This is a genomic window from uncultured Tessaracoccus sp., assembly GCF_947255005.1.
In the GTDB taxonomy this organism is placed as follows: Bacteria; Actinomycetota; Actinomycetes; order Propionibacteriales; family Propionibacteriaceae; genus Arachnia.
In genome coordinates this window covers 28,914-49,823 of record NZ_CAMYFI010000013.1, presented here as the reverse complement: position 1 = coordinate 49,823, position 20,910 = coordinate 28,914, and the positions used below count along the sequence as shown (strand labels likewise).

Sequence of the window (20,910 nt, the reverse complement as noted above, 5' to 3'; positions counted from 1 at the left end):
CACTCACAGGCAACCCGGTGCGCCCACACAGGAAACGCACAGGTTGCCCGATGAAGCTGGCATACAGATCATCGAACGAGGAGCAACCATGAGCAGCAACCCCAACCCTTGGAGTAGGGACGCACATCAGCCTGTGCCTGGCGGCGAGAGCGCGCCGCAGCCGCGTCCGCAACACCCGACGGGGTTCCAGTCTCCCAGCCAGGGCTACCCGGGCCAGCCTGCGAGCCCCAGCTACCCGGCTCAACCATTTCAGCAACCCCAACCTCAGCAGCCAGCCTTTGCCTCGACGGCGGCGAGTGGCCCCGTCGAGGCTCCGCGCAAACGCGGCGGCGGGAAGCTCGTGGCAGGTGTACTGGGGCTCACCCTCCTCGCGGGCGGTGTCGGTGCGGGTTCCGCGGCGCTGACCACGCAGTACATGCTGGGCCTGCAGCCGGCCGCGGTGGCGTCGTCGGGGAGCGCTACCGACGGCGGGTCCGCCCAGGGGGCGAGTTCCGGCGCGACGGTGCAGCAGGCTGATCCGAGCAACCCGAACTGGACCGCAGTGGCAGACAACGCGTCGAAATCGGTGGTGGCCATTCAGGTGGCCTCCGAGCGCGGCGGTGGCCAGGGCTCCGGCGTGGTGGTGGACAAGGCCGGCAACATCGTCACGAATAACCACGTGGTGAACGGCGCGCAGCAGATTCGCGTGACACTCGGCGACCAGACCTACGACGCGGAGCTCGTCGGCACCGATCCGTCGACGGACCTCGCGGTGATCCGCCTCGTGAACCCACCGTCGAACCTGCAGCCGATGGCGTGGGGCGATTCGCAGAAGCTCAAGGTGGGCGACCCGGTGATGGCTATCGGTAACCCGCTCGGGCTGTCGAACACCGTCACCACGGGCATCGTCTCTGCGTTGGATCGGCCCGTCACCACCCAAGCGGTGGGCTCGCAGCCATCGACGATGAGCCGTGGCTCCGACGCGGTGGTCACCGCCGCGATTCAGACGAACGCGGCCATCAACCCCGGCAACTCCGGCGGCGCGCTCGTGAACTCCTCGGGGCAGCTCGTCGGCATCACGAGCTCCATCGCGTCGCTCTCGGGCGAGCGGGAGGGCGGAACGAAGTCGGGCAACATCGGTATCGGCTTCGCCATCGGCGCCTACCAGGCCAAGCACGTCGTCGAACAGCTCATCAGCAACGGCAAGGCGCAGTACCCGCAGATCGGCATCACCGCGCGCGACGTGCAGACCACCGGGCAGATGGGTGCTGAGGTGGCGGAGGTGATCGACGGTTCCCCCGCGGCCGAGGCGGGGTTACGCCCCGGCGACGTGGTGACCGCGATCGGCGGGCGGCAGGTGTCGTCGACGGCGCAGCTGGTGGGGCTCGTCCGCGCGCAACAGGTGGGACAGAGCGTGAACGTCACCTACCTGCGCGCCGGCACGGAGCACACCGTCCAGGTGAAACTGGTGGCGCCTAGGCGCTAGCGCATAGGCTCGAGGCATGCAGATTCGCGTGACGTTCGCATCGGGCTCCCCCATCTCCGACGATCTGGTTTCCCGGTGCGCGCCCACGCGGGTCGTCACTGATGAGGCCGCGTTCGGCCATGTCGTGCACGCGTTCGCGGATTCCGACGACCCGGAGGCGCTGCGCGCCGAGTTGCGCGCCGTCGCAGGCGGCGTGGCTGTGGGCGTCATCGACGGGGCGCTCGTCTCACACGACGCAGGCATCGTGATGTGTGACGTCGACTCCACGTTCACGTTGACGGAGGCCGTCGACCTGCTCGCCGAGCACGCAGGCAAAGGCGACGAGGTGGCCACCATCACCGAGCAGGCGATGCGCGGAGAGCTCGACTTCGAGCAGTCGCTGCGCCAGCGCGTCGCCACCTTGAAAGGGCTTCCGGCAACGGTGTTCGACGAGGTCTACCCCTTGCTGCGCCCGACGTCGGGCGCGATGGAACTCGTCGATATCGCGCATGCCCGCGGGGCTCGCGTCGGCGTCACGTCGGGCGGTTTCACGCAGCTCGTCAGCCGACTTGCTGACGATTTCGGCCTCGACTTCTTCGCCGCCAACCAGCTGCAGACCGCCCGCCGCGATGGCGTCGAGCATCTGACGGGCAAGGTTGAGGGGCGCATCGTCGACCGGCAGCAAAAGTCACTCGACCTGCGCGGGTTCGCCGCCACTCACGACGTGCCGCTGGAGCGAACGGTGGCCGCAGGCGATGGAGCCAACGACCTCTCGATGCTCGCCACCGCCGGGTTGGGCGTCGCGTTTTGTGCGAAACCCGTGACTGCGGCGCAGGCGGACGTCGCCGTCGATTTCCCCCGGCTTGACGCCGTCGCGGCCTTCGCGTTCCCCGAGTGAACCGCAGGCCGGGCGCACGAGGGGCCGAGTAGGCTGAAGAAACGTTGTTGAAGGAGGCACCCGTGACTGAACTCGTCGAACTGCGACGCAGATTCCACCAGATTCCGGAGGTTGGGCTGGATCTGCCGAAGACGCAGGCGCTCGTGTTGGAAGCGCTCGAAGGTCTGCCGTTGGAGATCACGCTGGGCGAATCGCTGAGCAGCGTCGTGGCCGTGCTGCGCGGCACGAAACCCTCCGACGGCGACCGCCCCGTCGTGCTGCTGCGCGCCGACATGGACGCGCTGCCCGTCGAGGAAGCCACCGGGCTCGACTACGCGTCGACGAATGGGGCCATGCACGCCTGCGGGCACGACCTCCACATGACGATGCTCATCGGCGCTGCCCGTGAGTTGTGCGCCCGTCGCGACGAGCTCGCCGGCGATGTGCTGTTCATGTTCCAGCCGGGTGAGGAGGTTCGCAACGGTGCCAGCTACATGATCCGCGAGGGCGCGCTGGAGGCTGCGGGGCGGAAGATCGACGCCGCCTACGCCATCCACGTCTGGGCTGGCCTCGAGCCCTACGGCACGTTCACCACGAAACCCGGCACCACCATGGCTTCGCACGACTTCATCGAGGTGCGCTACACCGGGCAGGGCGGGCACGGTTCCGCTCCCCACAAGGCGAACGACCCGGTGCCTGCGCTGGCGGAGCTCATCACTGCCTCCCACGCGATGGTCACTCGCCAGTTCGACGTGTTCGACCCGGTGGTGCTCACCATCGGCACCATCGCCGCCGGTCAGTCGGCGAATGTCATCCCGGAATCTGCACGGCTCGAGGCCTCCATCCGCGCCTTCTCCCCCGAGGCCAGGAACAAGGTGATCGAACGGTTCGAGCGCCTCGCCCGCGGTATCGGCGACGCCCACGGGCTACGAACCGACGTGCACCCGTCGCACCCGCCATACCCGGTGACCGTCAACGACGAAACCGAGACGCAGTACGTGGCGGACACCATCGCGCAGGTGCTCAGCCCCGAGCGTCACGTCCGCTGGGAGCAGTCGCTCACGAGTTCCGAGGACTTCTCGCAGGTGCTCGAGGCGGCACCTGGCTGCTTCTTCGGGCTGAGCGCATGCCCGAAAGACCTCGACCCCGCCACCGCGCCGTTCAACCACTCGGCCTTCGCGCAGTTCGACGACGGCGTGCTCGACGATGGCGTGCGGGTGTTCACCGAACTGGTGCTGGGCAAGCTCGGATGACGCAAGCCAAGCCGAAAGAGATCGCGACGCTCCCACCCATCGAGGAGCTTCGCGACGACGTTCCCCTCAGCCCTCGCACGGGTGAGCCGCGCCGTCCGGCGGTGCTCGTCGTCGCTTCCATCGTGCTGTATCTCGCGGTGGCCGCGGTGGCGTGGAGCTACGGCTGGCACTGGTGGCGCGCCGCGCACCCCGAGTCGTACCTCGCTTCCGCGCACCTCACCGGCTGGGTGGAGCCGGAGCCGGGCAAGTGGTTCTCGCTGTTCCTCGAGTTCATCTACGCCGGGCTCGCCGGACTGGCCGGTGGTGCCGCGGGGGTCGTCGGGTTCCAGGCTTGGAATGGGCGACGTTGGGCGCGCGTCGGGGCGCTCGTCGCAGCGGGGCTGGCGGGGCTCGTCGCGCTGTTGATCAACTTGTATGGGCTGATTGCCTTGGGACTGGTGCTGGTGGGAGGCACGTCGCTGTTCTTGCCTCCGGTGAGCGGCTATTTCGAGCAGTGGCGACGAGTGCGCTCGCACGAGCCGGCACGCTACGCCCGCCCGGGCACCATCTATTACGGGCGCCTGCCGCGCTTCCGCTAGCCTCGAGTGAGACGACGCAGAAAGTAGGGGACAAGCGTGAACTGGAGGAGACTGCTCAAGCGTCTCGTGCTGGACAGCATCCATGCGACGACGAAGCAAGGCCGCCGGGTGGTGCAGAGGCATTCCAAGGCGGCCCCGACGACGGTCCGCCCCTCCCCCGGTGACTTGCAAGAACCCAAACCATCGAAGAAGAGCAGCCACCCCGAAACGCCCTCACCAGGCGACCCCTATCCCGGCGATTTCACCGGCCACCTTGATCCGGTGTACGACCCGCACGTCGACGGTGTGCCCGACCCGGGCGAAGTCGTGTGGACGTGGGTGCCCTATGAGGAAGACCACAGTCAGGGCAAGGATCGCCCCGTGCTGCTGATCGGACGCGACGGCGACTGGCTGATCGGCTTGCAGGTGACGAGCAAGGATCACGACGTCGACGCGGCGCAGGAGGCGCGCGCCGGGCGGTACTGGGTGGACATTGGCAGCGGTGATTGGGACCGCAAGCGCCGCCCGTCCGAGGTGCGCGTCAACCGTTTTCTACGCATTGATCCCAACGCTGTGCGCCGAATCGGGGCGGTCCTCGATCGCGAGCGTTTCGACGAGGTGGCTGAGGCCATCGCGCGCTGGGCGTGACCCGTCGGAATCCCAGAGCTCGTTCAGCTGTGGGTGAACCCCGCTTGTTGGCGCTGGACGAAAGTTGGGGCTGCCCCTGCCCGGCTGGTTGAATGAGCGGGGAACGAAAGGCAGCAGTTGATCACCGTCACCGATCTCACGAAACAGTATGTGAGTGCATCCCGCACCGTGCTGGCGCTCGACGGCGTGTCGCTCACCGTGGATAACGGCGAAGTGCACGGCGTCATTGGGCACTCGGGCGCTGGCAAGTCGACGTTGGTGAGATGCCTCGCCATGTTGGAGCGCCCGAGCGCGGGGAGCATCCAGATCAACGGGCAGGAGCTGACCCGAGCGACAGACCGGAATCTGCGCCGGGCACGCCGTCGGATTGGGCTGGTGTTCCAGCAAGCCAACCTGTTTGATTCGCGCACGGTGCTCAACAACGTCGCCTACCCGCAGGAGATCGCCGGTGTACCGCGCGCACAGCGCCACGCTCGCGCGATGGAGCTGTTGGAGCAGGTCGGGCTCGCGGATGCCGCGCGGCTGTACCCGTCGCAACTCTCAGGCGGCATGCAGCAGCGGGTGGGCATTGCTCGCGCGCTCGCCACCCACCCCGACGTGATGCTGTTCGACGAGCCGACGTCGGCGCTCGATCCGCGCACCACCGACGAAATCCTCGAACTCATCCTGAGCCTGCGCAGTCCGGAGCGATCGGTGATCGTGATCACGCACGAGATGAATGTGGTCAAGCGCATCTGCAACTCGGTGTCGCTGCTCGACCACGGGCGCATCATCGAAAGTGGGCCGCTCACCGACGTGGTCTCCTCCCTCGACGGCAAGCTCAGCCAGATGCTGCTCGGCATCCCCCACCACGACGATGTGCCCGGAACGCTCGTCGACGTGCTCTGCCGCGGCTCGCGGGCGGCTGGCCCGGTGATCGCGCATACGTCGAACCTCGTCGGAGCGGAATTGGCGATCATCGCGGGTAGCGTCGAGCACCTCGCAGGAACCACGTTTTCGCACCTGCGCATCGCGGTTCCCGACGGCACTGACCCTCGTCGGGTGGTGCAGTTGTTCCTCGAGCAGGGCGCCGACGCGTGCCTCACATCCGAGCTGCAGGAGGTGCTGGTCTGATGGACTTCTCTACTGTGACTCCCCAGATGTGGGATGCCATTCAGGTGGGCTTTTGGGAGTCGTTGTTGATGCTCGGAATCTCTGGGTTCTTCACGATCCTGGTCGGTTTGCCTCTAGGTGTGGCGCTGTTCAACTTCAACACGCTTGGCCGCTGGGGGCGCGTCGCCGGCGGCGCGCTCGGCGTCGTCGTGAACGTGGTGCGGTCGTTCCCATACGCCATCTTGATGGTGTCGCTCATCGGATTCACGACGATGCTCGTCGGCACGGCGGTCGGGCCGATTGCGGCGAGCGTGTCGCTCACAATTGCCGCGATCCCGTTCTTCGCGCGGCTGGTGGAGAGCGCGCTGCGCGACGTGCCGTCGGGCAAGACGGATGCTGCCCGGGCGATGGGTTCGTCGAAGATTCAGATCATCTGGAAGGTGTGGTTGAGGGAGGCGCTGCCGTCGTTGATTGCTGCGATGACGACGACGCTCGTCACCATCGTCGGGTACTCCGCGATGGCGGGGCTCGTCGGCGGTGGCGGGCTGGGACGCCTCGCCTACAACTACGGCTACCAACGCTTTATCCCCGAGGTGATGGTGATCACCATCGTCATCTTGATTGTGGTGGTGCAGGTCATTCAGCTCATTGGCGAACTGCTGGCGCGGCTGGTTGACCACCGCTGAAATTCCCTAGGTTGTCCCCACACCCCGTGGGGCGCCGGCGTAAGCCGGCATTGAAGAACTGGTCAACTTGTTGTTGGCCCCGAGCAAAGGAGTCATTCCTATGCGAAAGCTTCTTACTGTAGTTGCTGCCTCGTTGGCAGCCGCCATGTCTCTCACCGCCTGCGGCGGTACCGATGCCTCGTCCGACGGAAGCACCAAGCCCGCTTCGAGCGACGGCGGTGCCGACGCGAAGGGTGGCGCCACCGAGGTGGTCGTGGGTGCTAGCCCGGTGCCCCACGCGAAGATCCTCGAGTACGTGCGCGACAACCTCGCCGAGGACGCAGGCCTCTCCATCACCATCAAGGAGTTCGACGACTACGTTCTGCCGAACCAGACTCTGGACAGCGGCGAACTCGACGCCAACTACTTCCAGCACCTGCCGTACCTTGAGGCAGAGATGGCGAACAAGGGCTACGAGTTTGAGCACGGCGAGGGCGTGCACATCGAGCCCATGCGCGTGTTCGCCCGCGAGGTGAAGTCCATCGATGAGGTGCCCGAAGGCACGAAGGTCGCCATTACGAACGACGTGTCCAACCAGGCGCGTGCGCTCCTGCTGCTGCAGGAAGGCGGCCTGTTGAAGGACATCACCCTGGAATCGTCGGTGCTCGACCTGAAGCCCGAACAGAACCCGAAGGGGCTGAAATTCGAGGAACTGCAGCCTGAGGTTGTGGTGCAGATGGTGGACGATCCCGGCATCGACCTCGCCATCGTGAACGCCAACTTCGTGCTCACCGCCGGCCTCGACGCGTCGAAGGCCGTCCTGTCGGAGAAGGTGGAGAACAACCCTTACGCCAACGTGCTGGTCTGGCGCAAGGACAACAACAACGAGGGGGTGAAGAAGCTCGACGAGCTGCTCCACTCTGACAAGGTGAAGGAGTTCATCAAGTCCGAATGGCCGTCTGGCGACGTGATCCCCGGCTGATCGCGCCTTTGTCGCTCGAGGGCCGTCCCACCGTGCGTGGGGCGGCCCTCGGCGTTTCGATACGCAGGCTGCGCCTGCTACTCAACCACCGGGCTGGTTTCATCGACCGTCGAGTAGGCCCGAAGGGCCGATCGAGACGCACCACCCAAACCCAACGAGTTTTCCACAGTGCGCCGATTCTGGCGCGAGTTGACCCGGCGATCAGCTAAGAATGTGCCATGCGAGATGAACGAGGGCTGAGCGGGTCGGTGCAGGTGTCCCTGCTGCTGCCCCTTGTCATCGGCATTTTCTTGCTCGCGGTGCAGTGGGCGATGATGTCGTGGGCGCAGACCACAGCGCACGCGGCGGCTCAAGATGCGGCGCGCGCCGCTGCCGCCTACGGCGCCACAGAAGCCGCCGGCAAACAGGCCGCTCACGATGCCACCGCCAACGGGTCGCTCACTGACGTGTCGGCGACGGTGCATCGTCGCGGCGATACCACGTCGGCCACAGTCACCGGGAGAGCGCTCGTCGTCGTGCCGTTCTTCCCGACGGACATCCGCGCTGAGGCAGCCACCCCCACCGAGCGTCTCACGGACGATTAACTCTTCTCGTCACCCCCCCCCACGGCAAACCGAAAGATAGATCAAGTTGGTGGCGGGTAGACCAACCACGAACTTGATCTATCTTGCCGCTTCACCTCGGCGTGCTCTCGTTAGTCCAGTCCATGGGTGCAGATCGCAGCGCTCCGCACTCTGGATTGTAGAGATTCTCTGTGCGATACTGGATCCAGAAGACCAGTGATAAGAGCCCCAGGGGGGCCTTTCCTACCGGGATAGCTGGTCTTCCTACTTTCTCCCCCATGGGTAGAAATCGCTCGCCTGCAGGGGTTTGACGACGCTGGGGAACCACTGACATGGCTTGCCTGCGCTTTCTCGCTGGAGCGCCCAAAGGCAGTAGTCGGCAACCTGTATCCCCCACGAAGTTCTCGCCTCCCATAGGCACGGGATGACAGGCCGGTTGAGCGTGGAACTTTGCCGACATACGTCCTCCAGTGCCCCCTTGGCTGCCTGCGTTGTTCCCCTCGTGAGATGGATGGTACCGGCGATCACGAAGACGCGGTCACCAACACCGCCAAGCAGCTGGATGACGTGCTTCAGATGAAGGTACAGTGCCAGATGATAGAGGCGCGTCTTACCCTCCTTCCGAACGCTGTCGTAGGCGTTCTCCTTCAGGAGGTGGGTGGCATCAAAGCGCATCGGAGGAAACTGCTTGATGGCCTCGAATACTTCGTTTCTGGTCGCTCTCGAGTCATCGGCGGCGTGGAACCCCGTGGGTAAGTGAACCCCACGAGCCTCCAAATCAGTGCGGAGCTGGAACCCCCTCCAGAGGGGGTCGCGATGCTCCCCTTTGTAGGCAACGCTACCAATGCTGAAATACTCGCCCGATTTCTTGTTGTAGTCTGCTGAGCCTGTCTCGTCGAGATAGACGTAGTAGTCCGTCACTGGTCCTCCGGGTTGTCCGCCGCGACGGCCTTCTCGACTTGTTGCGCATCGGCGCTCGACCTGTTGCGTCGGTAGTCGTCGAGCGGCCTGATCGATGTTGTCTCAACCTCAGCCTTACCGGCCTCCACCTGCCCTCCTTGAGCAGCGTCCGCGTGAATACCAAACGCTGAACCCGGATTCCGCGAGGTCGACACCATTGCCCAATTCTGCTGCTCATTGGAGCGGACGACGGGATTCGAACCCGCAACATTCAGCTTGGGAAGCTGACGCTCTACCGTTGAACTACGTCCGCAATTGCTTCGACGCATCATCATAGCAGCGTTACCAACGACCATAGACATGCCCTGCAGGCAGCGCCCACCCGGGCTAGGATTTGGCCTGTGACCGAAGGGATGCTGCGAAGCGCCGATCCGTTGACGCGGCTCGCGCTTTCCCATGATGCGTCCCGATTCCTCGAGTTCCCTGCGGAAGTTGTGGTCGCATCCGGTCTCGACGACATCCGTGCACTGTTCGCGGAAGCGCGGGAGCAGCGCCGTCGGCTCACGCTGCGCGGCGGCGGCACGAGCCTGAGCGGGCAGGCCATCAGCGACGACATCCTCGTCGACGTACGCCGCCGGTTCCGGCACATCGAGGTGCTGGACGACGGCGAACGGGTGCGCGCGGGCGCAGGCGCTACCGTCGCGGCTATCAACGCTCAGCTACGCCCCCACGGGCGTCGGCTCGGCCCGGATCCGGTCAGCGGGCAATCTGCCACGCTGGGGGGTGTCCTCGCCAACAACGCGACAGGGCGGATGTTCGGGCTGACACAAGACGCGTTTCACACCGTGGATTCGATGGTGGTAGTGCTCCCGAACGGGCGCGTCGTCGACACCTCGGCACCCGACGCTGACCTCGCCCTCAGCTGGGAAGAACCGACGGTCGCCGGCGGCCTCGCTATCCTCCGACGACGCCTGCGCGAGGACCCGGAGTCGCTCGCCACCATCGCCCGCCTGTGGTCGATGCGCAACGCGATGGGCTATCAGCTCCGCGCGCTCACCGACTTCTCCAAACCGTCCGCCATCATCCGACAACTCATGGTGGGCAGTGAAGGAACCCTCGGTTTCATCGCCGAGGCCACCATGCGCACCGTCCCGGTGCTGCCCGCGTACCGCGCGAACCTTGCCCTCTTCCCCACGCTCGCTGAGGCCGTCGATGCCGCATCACGCCTTGTCGAACTGGGATTCGACGCCATCGAACTGTTCGACGTGGAAGCCCTCCGCGTGGCCCAGTCCCTGCCCGACGCACTCACCAACATCTCCAACCTCGAACTCGACGAGCATGCAGCCCTCTGGCTGGAGATGCGCGACGAAACCCCCGACGCGCTCGAGCAACGGCTGGCGAGCGTGAGGGACGTCGTCGCGGAACTTCCCGAGGTGTACGACGTCACCGACGAGGCCCCCGCCCAACCCTTGTCGCACCTGTACCACGACGTGCACGTCGCCCTCGCGCGACGCCGCCCGCCAGCGACGACACTGGTGATGGAGGACTGCAGCGTGCCGCGTGAGCACATCGTCGACACCATCCGTGAGCTGCGACGGCTGTTCGCCCGGTTCGGCATCCAGCAGCCGGCCATCACCGGGCACCTCACCGACTGCACACTGCATTTCGTGTTCACTGAACGTTTCTCGGCCACCGAACGGCTACGGAAGTACAAACGTTTCATGGAAGCCTACGTCAAACTCGTGCTGGCCAAGAACGGCATTGTCAAAGCACAGTACGGCACTGGGCGCGCCATGGCTGCCTTCCTCGAGCGGCAGGTGGGCGTCGAACTCTACGAATGCATGCGCGAGATCAAACACCTCTTCGACCCGCTCAACATCATGAACCGTGGGGTGATGTTCAACGACACTCCCGACGCGCACCTGTCCAACCTGAAACTCATGCCGACCATCTCGGACGCCGTCGACCGCTGCATCGAATGCGGCCTGTGTGAGCCGACGTGCCCGTCAGCCGAGCTCACGCTCACGCCCCGGCAGCGCATTGTGTTGCAGCGCGAAATCGCCGCCCGACAGCACGACACCGAGCTGCTCGAAGCGGTTGCAGAGAACTACCAATACGCCGCCATCGACACCTGTTCCGCCGCCGGCATGTGCCAGGTGACCTGCCCGCTCGGCATTGACACCGGCGAACTCGTGCGACGCCAACGCAGCGCCAGAACAACGGAAGCCAGCGAGCGCAACTGGGACCGCGCCGCACGCAACTGGGGCCGCGCCACATCGTTCGTCTCGACGGCGATGTCTACGGCCAAACGCGTCCAGCCCATCGCTCGATCGCTCATTGCGTTGGGCCGTAAACGTTACGGCGGCGACAGCGTCTGGGCGTACTCCGACGATCTCACCGGCGGTTCGAAGGTGCGCAGGCGCCCCCGTCGCGAGCAGACCGCGGAGGACGCCGTCGCCGCCTATTTCCCCGGGTGCCAACAAACCCTCCTCGGAGCGCCCGGCGAGGGCGTGTTCGACGCGTTCAGCGCATTGCGCACGCGCGCCGGAGTCGCCGTCACGCTACTCAATGCGTCGCGGTTGTGCTGCGGCATCCCGTGGAGCAGCCGCGGCATGCGGCTCGGCGAGCAGACCATGACCGGGCAGGTGCGACGAGCCCTCTCACCCCACGCGAACCAGCTCATCATCGTCGATTCCTCCGCCTGCACACACGCCCTGCAGACCATGCTGCAGCCGTACTCGGAACCGTTGCCGGAGATCGTCGACGTGGTCGACTTCGTCGCGACGACGATCCTCCCGCAGCTCACCATCAAGGAGCCACTCGGCTCACTGCTGCTCTACCCGTCGTGCGCCAATCACCACCTCGACAACATCGACGCGCTAGTTACCATTGCGCACGCCGTCGCCGACGAGGTCGTCATCCCATCGACGTGGAACTGCTGCGGGGCCCACGGTGAGCGCGGTCTGTTGCGCCCCGAACTTCCCACTGCTGCGACTCGGCTCGCCGTCGAGGAGATCAACGCACGCACCTTCGACGCCTACGCCTCCACGACGCTCACGTGCGAGGTGGCGATGAGCCGGGTGAGCGGGAAACCGTTCGTCCATATTCTCGAGGTATTGGAGGCCGCATCGCGCGGCTAGCGTGGGCTCACTAGGATTCATCGTATGCCTTCGATGGATACCCTCTTCGCCCCTCCTGCCGAGCAGTGGCAACCGATCTCGCGTAAGTATCTGACGGTGAAACTCATCAGCATCGCCATCATCTGGACGATCCTGGGCGGCGCGATGCTCGTCGGCGCCTACTTCGCTGCATCTGCTGCCCGGATGCCGTGGATCTTCTGGGTGGCGTTGGTGGGTGTGCTCGCGCTCGTCACCTGGCGTTTCGTCCGGGCACCGCGGGTGTGGAAGCGCTGGGGCTACGCCGAGCGCGACGAGGACGTGTACGTCACGCAGGGCCTGTGGCATCGCGAACTCACGTGCGTGCCCTACGGACGCATGCAGCTCGTCGAGGTGAGCGCGGGGCCAATTGAGCGGATGTTCGGCCTAGCCAGCGTGCAAATGGTGACGGCTTCGTCGTCGGGCAGCATCACCATCCCGGGCCTCGACCGCGAGGCGGCCGAGGCCATCCGCGACCGCTTCATCAACCGCGGCCAACACCTGCGGGCGGGCATCTGATGTCGCAGCCGTTCTCCGACGCGCCCTCCCCCACCGTCGGCGCACCTCAGGCTCCGGCGCGCCGCAAGGTGGAGCGCCCGTCGCCCCTCACCGGGCTCGTCAACGCGTGGCTGGTGGCCGTCGCCGTCGTCGGCTTCATCATCAACATGATCATCCAGGAAGAGATCAAGCTGGATGAGACGCCCATGCTGATCCTGTGGATCGTCCTCGGCGGCATCGCCCTCGTCGCAGTGCTCGCGCTGCTCATTGGCGTCGTCCAGTGGCGCACCACCACATTCGTCGTCGACGACGAGTTCCGCATCGAGAAGCGCTTCATTTCGACGTCGACGACCCGCATCGACTTCACCAAGGTGCAGTCGGTGGACATCACTAGGCCCATCATCGCGCGGCTGCTCGGCCTCGCCGAGGTGAAGATCGACGTCGGCGGCGAGGGCGGCCAGGCGCTGCGATACCTCAAACTCGACCGAGCGGAAGCCATGCGCGACACCCTCCTGGCCCGCATGGAGCACGATGACCAACCCACCGCTACCTGCGACGCGGGTCCCGCCCAGCCCGGCGGCGCCGTCGAAGAAGTGGTGTATAAGGCGCAGACCGGCAATATCGTGCTGGGTGCGTTTCTGTCGTACGGGTTCGGGGTCACGCTGACGGTGCTGATTTTGTTGGTCATCACGCTCGGCCCGTTCGGTCTGCTGGCCGGCCTCGGATGGCTGTGGCTGACGGTGCTCGCTGTGATGTGGCAGATTCCACAGGCGCTGCTGAAGTACTGGGACTTCACGATCGTTCGCACGCGCAAGGGGCTGCGCATTCAGCAAGGCGCGCTCACCCGTGTGCAAACCACGCTGCGGCCAGCCCGCGTGCAGACCGTCTCCCTCCACCAGTCGCTGTTCATGCGCTGGGCGGGGTTGGTGAGCGTCAAGATTTCGGTGCTCGGCAACCAGGTTGCCGCCTCCGAAGAGCAAAACAACGACGGTATCGACATGGTTATGCCGTTCGGGAAATTCGACGAGGCCCGACACGTGATCGCACTGATCTGGCCCGACGTGGACCCCACGGCCTTCACGTGGTGGGAGCAGTCGCCGCGCGGACGCTGGCTGACGTGGTTCGGGCGGCGTTGGTTCGCCGTCGAAGATTCCGCCATCGCGCAGCGTCGAGCGCTGCTCAGCGACGACGTCGAGATCGTTCCGCACGCCCGAGTGCAGGGGCTGGGTATCTCGCAAGGGCCACTGCAGCGACTGGTGAGAGTGGCTAGCGTGCAGGTGCAGGTGATCGACGGCGCCCCCGACGTGAGCATCTCCCATCTCGAGCCGGCGCACACCCGCCAGTTGTTCCACGACGAGCTACAGCGTTCAAGGGCAGCCCGGCGATCGAACGTCGAGCAGGCACCCGATAAGGTGCTGCCATGAGCAGCATATTCTTGGGCATCGACGTTGGCGGTTCGGGCATCAAGGGAGCCCCCGTGGACCTCACCACGGGTGAGCTGACACAAAGCCGTCTGCGCATCCCCACGCCCGAGAAGTCGACGCCGAAGAATGTTGGCGATGTGATCGGTGAAATCATCGACCACTTCACCCCCACCATCGGCGATGTGCCCGTGGGCATCACCTTCCCTGCACCGGTGGTACACGGTGTGATTCCGTTCATCGCGAATTTGCACCAAAAGTGGGCGGGGCTACATGCCAACGAGTTCTTTACCGAGCGGCTGGGACGGGACATCACGCTGGTGAACGACGCGGATGCCGCTGGCCTCGCAGAGGTGCGTTACGGTGCGGCGAAGAATCACCAGGGGGTGGTGATTGTGACCACGCTCGGGACGGGCATCGGGTCGGCGATCATTCACCGCGGTGTGCTCGTGCCGAACTCGGAGCTCGGCCACCTCGAAATCGACGGGCACGAGGCAGAAAAGCGCGCTGCGTCGTCGATTAAGGATAAGGAGGGGCTCTCCTACAAGGAGTGGACGAAGCGCCTGCACCGCTACTACTCGCACGTCGAGATGCTGTTCTCCCCCGACCTGTTCGTCATCGGGGGTGGCGTCTCGAAGGATTGGGACAAGTTCGGCCCGAACCTCAATATCAAGACGCCCGCGGTTCCCGCGGTGTTGCGTAACCAGGCCGGCATCATCGGCGCCGCGATGGCCGCCGCCGACGCCCAGATCCATCCCGAGGACCACTAGCCGCCGCGTCCCGGTGGTTGAGTAGCCCGCGAAGCGGGCGTATCGACACCCCGCGAGGCATCTCGATACGGGCCTTCGGCCCTACTCGATGGCCGGGAGTGCGGCACTCGATGGCCAGTCACTCCCCGCGCAGCCAGTCACATCCGGTCGGGTGCGTCGATGCCGAGGAGGTCCAGGCCCGAGGCGAGCACCCGCCTAGTGGTGTCGCACAGCGCGAGACGCGACGCGCGCACGTCGTCGTCGCTCTTCATCACCGGACACTGCTCGTAGAACGTCGAGAACGCCCCCGCGAGCTCGTACAGGTAGCCGCACAGCTTGTGGGGTGTGAGCTCGGCGGCCACCTCGTCCACGACCTCCCCGAAGCGCGTGAGCAGCAGCGCGAGCTGCTGCTCGGCAGGCTCGGTGAGCAGCGTGACGGCGCCATGCCCGATGCCCTCAGCCTCGGCCTTGCGCAGGATCTGACAGATGCGCGCGTGCGCATACTGGAGGTAGGGGCCGGTGTCGCCGTTGGTTTGCACCATGCGCTCGGCGGAAAACACGTAGTCCTTCTGCAGCCCGTTGGAGAGGTCGGCGTACTTGATAGCCGCCAACGCAATATTCGGGGCTGCCTGCTCTTCGGCGGCGTCGAGCAGCGACGACAGCGTCGCGGCAGACCCGTCGCGGGTCTTAAACGGCTTGCCATCCTCGCCCAGCACCATGCCGTAACCGACGTGCTCGGCGATGACCCCCTCGGGGAGGAACCCCACCTTGCGCGCGACGGCGAACAGCTGATGAAAGTGCCCGGCCTGGCGGGCGTCGGTGACGTAGATGATGCGGTCGGCATGAAGCTCACGCACCCGGCGGCGAATGGCGGCCAGATCGGTGGTGGCGTAGCCATATCCGCCGTCGGATTTCCGCACGATCATGGGCGCGTCGATGCCCTCGACGAACACGCAGAGTGCGCCGTCGTCGATGACAGCTTCTCCCGATTCCTCGAGTTCCTTCACGAGCACGGGAAGGTCGTCGTTGTAGGTGGACTCGCCTGCGAGGTCGTCGTCGGTGAGGAGCACGCCTAGACGGCGATAGGCCTCGTTGAAGGCGGGCTTGGAGATGTCCACGAGCTGGCGCCAAATCGACAGCGACTCCTCATCGCCGCCCTGGAACATCGCCACCCGGGCGCGGGCCTTCGTCGCGAACTCTTCATCATCCCTGAAGTGCGCGGCAGCACGCTTGTAGAGCGCGTCGGCTTCCGGCAACGTGAGCTGGCTTGCGTCGATACCCTCGAACAGCACTTGCTCGATGAGCATGCCGAACTGTGTGCCCCAGTCGCCGATGTGGTTCTGCGCGATGACGACGTGGCCGAGTGCGCGGAATACGCGATTGAAGCAGTCGCCGATGATCGTCGTGCGCAGGTGTCCGACGTGCATCTGCTTGGCGACGTTCGGCGCCGAGTAGTCGATGACGATGCGCTGCGGGTGATCCGTGACGCTCAGCCCGTGCTTCGGGTCCTCGAGGATCTCCGTCGCTGCCGCCGCCAGCACCTCAGGGCGCAGCCGGAAGTTGATGAATCCCGGCCCGGCAATCTCCAAGGGCTCACACAGATCAGCAACGTCAAGCTGATCGACGAGGCTAGCCGCGACTTCGCGTGGCGGTTTGCCCTCTTGCTTCGCCAGGCGCAAAGCCACATTCGACTGGAAGTGCCCAAACTGGGGTTTGGTGGCGGGGCGCATTTCCGGGTCGACGCCGGTGAGGGCGCGCAAGCGAGCATCGAGCTGTGCAGGCAAGGATTCCATGCCGGCTATTCTGGCACCGACGAGGCGCCACGCCCAATGCCACCCACGCCGGTAGAGTGCGGGATATGCGTATTTCTGTGATCGGCTGCGGGTATCTTGGCGCGGTGCATGCGGCTTGCATGGCGGAGTTGGGCCACGACGTGGTGGGGCTCGACGTGGACGAAGCGAAGATCGCCAAGCTGTCGCAGGGCATTGCCCCCTTCCACGAGGAAGGGCTACCCGAACTGCTGGAGCGTCACGTCGGGAAGAACCTGCGATTTACCACGGATCCGACGCAGATCGCCGACGCGCAGATTCACTTTATCGGCGTGGGTACCCCGCAACGGCAGGGACACATCGCGGCCGATATGACGTACGTGGACGCCGCCGTCGAAACTATCGTCAGCCACGCTGAACCCAACGGCGATGAGCCTGTGCTCGTCGCGGGTAAGTCGACGGTGCCGGTGGGCACGGCGCAGCGGGTGTCCGAGCGCCTGGCGACGAGCGGTAAACGCCTCATCCTGGCGTGGAACCCAGAGTTCCTGCGGGAGGGCCACGCGGTGGAGGACACGCTCACCCCCGACCGGATCGTCTATGGTCTCCCCGAAGATCGAGCCGTGGGCGAGCAGGCCAAGACGATGCTCGACGAGTGCTACGCCAAGCCGCTGGCCGCCGGCACGCCGTTGATCGTCGCAAACTATCCCACCGCGGAGCTCGTGAAGGTAGCGGCCAACTCGTTCCTCGCGACGAAGATCTCATTCATCAACGCCATGGCCGAGCTCTGCGAGGCCACCGGCGGCGACGTCACGCGCTTGGCGGAGGCGATCGGCTACGACGACCGCATCGGTTCGAAGTTCCTGCAAGCAGGCATCGGCTTCGGCGGAGGCTGCTTACCGAAGGACATCCGCGCGTTCATGGCGCGCGCTGGCGAGCTCGGCGTGGGCGATGCGCTCGGATTCCTGAGGGAGGTCGACGGCATCAATCTGCGGCGTCGCGACGCTGCCGTCGAACTGGCAGAGAATGCGGTGGGTAGCCGCCTCGTCGGGAAAAAGGTGGCGGTGCTGGGCATCACGTTCAAGCCCGAAACCGACGACCTCCGAGACTCCCCTGCCCTCGACATCGCCACCCGGCTGTGGGCGCGCGGTGCGGAACTGCAGATCTACGATCCTGCGGCGGGGCCCGAGCTGCGCCGACGCCGGCCCGATCTCACCGTGCCGGACACCGTCGACGACGCCGTGCGCGGCGCCGACGTGGTGATGCTGCTCACCCCGTGGAAGGAATTCCTCAGCCTCGACCCCGCCGAGCTGCTGCAGAAGGTGGGCTCCCCCAATATCGTCGACGGACGCAACGTGCTCAACCCGAAGCAATGGAGCGACGCCGGCTGGAACTACTACGGCATGGGACGCGGCGTCTCCGTCTGGTGATGGTTTCGACACGGCCCTTCGGGCCGGCTCAACCATCGGAGCCAAACGGCAAACTAACCCAATATCCACACGCGTTTGCTGAAATCGGCCATTTTGGGCTGTTTCGAGCAACGCGTGTGGATATTGGGTTAGCTGAAGGCCGCGATCACTCCCAGCCGCTGTCGAGCTGATGCACTCGGATACGGTTCACTGTGGCGTCGCCCATGGTGCAAGAGAGCACGACTGCACGGGGCCCGTCGCTGGGGAAGCTCAGAGACGACAGGCTCTCCGCACCGTCGCCGATGAATACTTCAACCGAGCCCCGGTCTACAAACACGCGCAACCTCAATACACCGCCCCCTTCGTACGGCGCCGAGCGCACGCCACGATCCACGACGGTCCGCCTGTCGAGCACGATTCGGCGAGATTGGTCGTCGTAGCCAACCCACGTGCCTCGCCCGTCGCGCGTCGCGTGCACCAACAGCCCAATCTGCTCGGCTGAGCTCGCCTCGAGGTCGACCTCCAGTTCCACTTCGACGGCTGCCGCGTCGGACGCGAGCATCAGATCTTCGTTCGCCTGGAGCGTGGCCTCCCCCCAGTCGCGTGAATCTCGACGAAGCTGCTCCAACTCCTGGATGGGGGTTGCGATCAGCCGACCATCCCCATCGAGCCGCAGCTCTCGCGGCAAGGCCATCTGCCCGCTCCACCCGTCGGAAGCCTGGCTCGCGAGCGGAAGCGTGAATCCGCCCATCCAGCCGAACGCAACCCTCCGCCCGTCGGGCGTGGCCATGGTCTGTGGCGCGTAGTAATGGTGCCCCCAGTCGAGGGGCCGGTAGGGCTCCTCGATCACGAACTCCGCGCCTGGCTCCCAGCGCCCGACGACATATCCAGCGTTGTGGCCGTTGCGGCAAGCGTAGCCGGAGGGTCGACGCGTGGTCATGGGCCCATAGATCAGCACCCAGCGCCCGTCGAGCTCGAAGAGGTCTGGACATTCGACCATGAACACGTCGGGGTCTGGATCTTCAAAAATCACACGGTCGAATTCCCACTGACGCAGGTCATCCGACATGTAATGCCACACCTGGCCGCGACCCTCCTTCGAGCTGGCTGCGACGATCATGTGCCAACGCTCGCCCATGCGCCACACCTTGGGATCCCGAAAATCGGAATAGCCGGGCGCCTCGATCACCACACCCTGCTTCTCGAAGTGAATGCCATCAGTGGACGTCGCGAGCATCTGGCGCTGAATCTTCGCGTCCCCGTCGCCGTCACCCTCCCACTGGTTTCCGGTGTAGAACACGTATTGCACGTCGTCGACGACCACGGCCGATCCCGACCAGACGCCCCCCGAATCTTCTTCGGCGCTGGGCGCGAGCGCGATCGGCTCGTGGCGCCAGTGCACGAGATCCGCGCTGGAGACGTGCCCCCAGTGCATCGGCCCCCACTGCGTGCTCGCCGGATAGTGCTGAAAGTAGACGTGGTAACGCCCGTTGAAGTGGCAGAGCCCGTTGGGGTCGTTAATCCATCCTGCGCGCGCCGCGATGTGGAACGTCGGGTACCAGCGCTTGTTGAGGGACTGTTCGAGTATGCGGTTGGCTGCAGCAGCTGCTGCGAGTTCGTTGGTCATGTGCTCATCACGCTTTCTTGAGTTCGGAGTCGCCGACGGGTTGGACGGCTTTGCTGTCGGGTTTCAATACGAAGAACGCCCAGATCGCTGCGACGGCGACTACACCGGCGATGACGTGGAAGGTGTTCTGGTAACCGATCGAGTCACGGAGCTGACCTAGCGGGTTGGACAAGGTGACGTTGCCCAGCTGCGAGGCGAGGTTGAAGCAAACGAGGTAGAGCGTCGCTGACAAAGCCGGGTTGAAGTGCAGATTGAGATACTTAAACATCGCGAGCACGAACAACGGCACCTCGAGCGCATGCATCATCTTGGCGCTGGAGATGAGGATTGGATCGTGGAAGAGTCCGCAGGCGAGGATCCGCACGAACATCACGCAGATGCCGAGCAGCAGAGTGTTACGAGCGCCGACTTTACGCAGCACCAGCGGAACTACACCCATCATGGCTGCCTCAAGAAATACTTGCACCGAGTTGAGAACGCCGTACGTCTGCTGTCCGATCTGCTCGGTGGAGAACAGCGAGACGTAGAAGTCAGGGAACATCTGCTGATCGAACACGGTGTAGAAGGTCCACGACAAGAACACGACAACGATCACTGCCCACACGTTTCGGTCTTTGAGGAGGCCAAACATCTCTCGTACCGACGGCGTGACGGCCACTTCTTCGACAGCGGATCCCTCGTCGTTACGATCTGGATACCAGAAGAGATGCACGAGCAGCAGCACCAAACCGAACATCGAACTAATCCAGAAGTTGATGGCCGGGTTCACCGTGAACATGAATCCCGCTATGAGAGCAACAACGGCATAGCCCGCTGACCCCCACATGCGAGCTTGTCCGAACTCGAACCCATGTCGGCGACTGATGCGTTCGACGAATGCGTCAAACAAGCCGAATGCTCCGATGAAGCCCGCCGAGAGCACGATTCCTCCGAGAGCAGCGCCAAGGAGGAAATTGGACTGAAGCAGCGGCAGGTACACCCACGTCGCAAACGGACCGATCAGGGCCATCACCGACGCCACTGCGATCGTCAGTGTGCGCTTGAGATCAAGTTTGTCTTGGATGGTGCCGTACACGATCATCAACACCATCGTGACGGCGCCATTAATCGAGTACACCGTGCCGACGCGTTCGCCAGACAACTGCAAACCGACGCTATCGCTCGTCAGCCAAATCTGAAAGAACGACCACCATATTCCCCAGGAGGCGAAGAAAAGAAAGAGCGTGACTGACCCGAAGGCGTATGCCGGTTTCTTCAGCGTCTCTTTGAACGTTGACATTGCATCATCCCTTGCATCATTGCGC

General features: G+C 64.8%; 19 protein-coding genes and 1 tRNA gene. 14 read left to right on the top strand and 6 right to left on the bottom strand.

Annotation, left to right across the window (positions count from 1 at the left end; translation table 11 throughout):
• Positions 1-88: 88 nt before the first annotated feature.
• The 9 genes from Q0X61_RS04755 to Q0X61_RS04715 all read left to right on the top strand — a co-directional run bounded on the left by Q0X61_RS04755 (position 89) and on the right by Q0X61_RS04715 (position 8,102).
• The gene (locus Q0X61_RS04755; RefSeq protein ID WP_297740874.1) at positions 89-1,465 is read left to right on the top strand and encodes a S1C family serine protease; all 1,377 of its coding nucleotides are present in this window, start codon (positions 89-91) and stop codon (positions 1,463-1,465) included.
• Positions 1,466-1,481: 16 nt separating this feature from the next.
• On the top strand, positions 1,482-2,342 hold the full coding sequence (gene serB, locus Q0X61_RS04750; protein WP_297740872.1) for a phosphoserine phosphatase SerB: 861 nt from the start codon (positions 1,482-1,484) through the stop codon (positions 2,340-2,342).
• A gap of 62 nt (positions 2,343-2,404) precedes the next feature.
• Positions 2,405-3,574, top strand: coding sequence for a M20 family metallopeptidase (locus Q0X61_RS04745; RefSeq protein WP_297740870.1), 1,170 nt, complete (start codon positions 2,405-2,407; stop codon positions 3,572-3,574).
• Positions 3,571-4,152 carry a hypothetical protein gene (locus tag Q0X61_RS04740; RefSeq protein ID WP_297740868.1) on the top strand — a complete coding sequence of 194 codons (582 nt, stop codon included), beginning with the start codon at positions 3,571-3,573 and terminating at the stop codon, positions 4,150-4,152. Before Q0X61_RS04745 ends, Q0X61_RS04740 begins: the two co-directional genes overlap by 4 nt.
• A 36-nt stretch (positions 4,153-4,188) precedes the next feature.
• Complete coding sequence (locus Q0X61_RS04735; RefSeq protein WP_297740866.1) at positions 4,189-4,779, top strand: type II toxin-antitoxin system PemK/MazF family toxin; 591 nt, start codon at positions 4,189-4,191, stop codon at positions 4,777-4,779.
• Between the two features lie 117 nt (positions 4,780-4,896).
• Positions 4,897-5,892 (top strand): methionine ABC transporter ATP-binding protein, encoded by a 996-nt coding sequence (locus Q0X61_RS04730; RefSeq protein ID WP_297740864.1) that lies wholly within the window; start codon positions 4,897-4,899, stop codon positions 5,890-5,892.
• Positions 5,892-6,557, top strand: a complete 666-nt coding sequence (locus Q0X61_RS04725; protein ID WP_297740862.1) for a methionine ABC transporter permease — start codon at positions 5,892-5,894, stop codon at positions 6,555-6,557. The genes Q0X61_RS04730 and Q0X61_RS04725 overlap by 1 nt, the downstream gene beginning before the upstream one ends.
• Positions 6,558-6,657: 100 nt before the next feature.
• A complete protein-coding gene (locus tag Q0X61_RS04720) occupies positions 6,658-7,518 on the top strand; it encodes a MetQ/NlpA family ABC transporter substrate-binding protein (RefSeq protein WP_297740860.1) in 861 nt (286 codons plus the stop codon).
• 218 nt (positions 7,519-7,736) lie between these two features.
• Positions 7,737-8,102 (top strand): TadE/TadG family type IV pilus assembly protein, encoded by a 366-nt coding sequence (locus Q0X61_RS04715; protein WP_297740858.1) that lies wholly within the window; start codon positions 7,737-7,739, stop codon positions 8,100-8,102.
• Between the two features lie 243 nt (positions 8,103-8,345).
• On the opposite strand, the gene Q0X61_RS04710 is transcribed toward Q0X61_RS04715, so the two are convergent.
• The 3 genes from Q0X61_RS04710 to Q0X61_RS04700 form a co-directional block, all read right to left on the bottom strand.
• Positions 8,346-9,002 (bottom strand): DUF3800 domain-containing protein, encoded by a 657-nt coding sequence (locus Q0X61_RS04710; RefSeq protein WP_297740857.1) that lies wholly within the window; start codon positions 9,000-9,002, stop codon positions 8,346-8,348.
• The gene (locus tag Q0X61_RS04705) at positions 8,999-9,130 is read right to left on the bottom strand and encodes a hypothetical protein (RefSeq protein WP_297740855.1); all 132 of its coding nucleotides are present in this window, start codon (positions 9,128-9,130) and stop codon (positions 8,999-9,001) included. Before Q0X61_RS04705 ends, Q0X61_RS04710 begins: the two co-directional genes overlap by 4 nt.
• 89 nt (positions 9,131-9,219) lie before the next feature.
• A tRNA-Gly gene (locus Q0X61_RS04700) sits at positions 9,220-9,294 on the bottom strand.
• A gap of 88 nt (positions 9,295-9,382) precedes the next feature.
• Between Q0X61_RS04700 and Q0X61_RS04695 the strand changes: the two genes are divergently transcribed.
• Genes Q0X61_RS04695 through ppgK form a run of 4 tightly spaced genes read left to right on the top strand, consistent with a single transcriptional unit; the run spans position 9,383 to position 14,825 of the window.
• Entirely contained in the window at positions 9,383-12,121 is a 2,739-nt protein-coding gene (locus tag Q0X61_RS04695) for an FAD-binding and (Fe-S)-binding domain-containing protein (RefSeq protein WP_297740853.1), read from the top strand.
• A 24-nt stretch (positions 12,122-12,145) separates the two neighbouring features.
• Positions 12,146-12,655, top strand: a complete 510-nt coding sequence (locus Q0X61_RS04690; protein ID WP_297740851.1) for a PH domain-containing protein — start codon at positions 12,146-12,148, stop codon at positions 12,653-12,655.
• Positions 12,655-14,058: a PH domain-containing protein gene (locus Q0X61_RS04685; RefSeq protein ID WP_297740849.1), complete on the top strand. Its 1,404-nt coding sequence runs from the start codon at positions 12,655-12,657 to the stop codon at positions 14,056-14,058. Before Q0X61_RS04690 ends, Q0X61_RS04685 begins: the two co-directional genes overlap by 1 nt.
• The gene (ppgK, locus tag Q0X61_RS04680; RefSeq protein WP_297740847.1) at positions 14,055-14,825 is read left to right on the top strand and encodes a polyphosphate--glucose phosphotransferase; all 771 of its coding nucleotides are present in this window, start codon (positions 14,055-14,057) and stop codon (positions 14,823-14,825) included. Before Q0X61_RS04685 ends, ppgK begins: the two co-directional genes overlap by 4 nt.
• Positions 14,826-14,962: 137 nt before the next feature.
• Here ppgK and argS read toward each other — a convergent pair whose 3' ends face one another.
• Positions 14,963-16,597, bottom strand: a complete 1,635-nt coding sequence (gene argS / locus Q0X61_RS04675; protein WP_297740845.1) for an arginine--tRNA ligase — start codon at positions 16,595-16,597, stop codon at positions 14,963-14,965.
• Between the two features lie 65 nt (positions 16,598-16,662).
• Between argS and Q0X61_RS04670 the strand changes: the two genes are divergently transcribed.
• Entirely contained in the window at positions 16,663-18,000 is a 1,338-nt protein-coding gene (locus tag Q0X61_RS04670; RefSeq protein WP_297740843.1) for a UDP-glucose/GDP-mannose dehydrogenase family protein, read from the top strand.
• Positions 18,001-18,145: 145 nt separating this feature from the next.
• Here the strand turns inward: Q0X61_RS04670 and Q0X61_RS04665 are convergent, their stop codons facing one another.
• Together Q0X61_RS04665 and Q0X61_RS04660 are read right to left on the bottom strand one after the other, a co-directional pair.
• Entirely contained in the window at positions 18,146-19,606 is a 1,461-nt protein-coding gene (locus Q0X61_RS04665; RefSeq protein ID WP_297740841.1) for a glycoside hydrolase family 32 protein, read from the bottom strand.
• A 7-nt stretch (positions 19,607-19,613) separates the two neighbouring features.
• Positions 19,614-20,885: an oligosaccharide MFS transporter gene (locus Q0X61_RS04660; RefSeq protein ID WP_297740839.1), complete on the bottom strand. Its 1,272-nt coding sequence runs from the start codon at positions 20,883-20,885 to the stop codon at positions 19,614-19,616.
• Positions 20,886-20,910 lie beyond the last annotated feature (25 nt).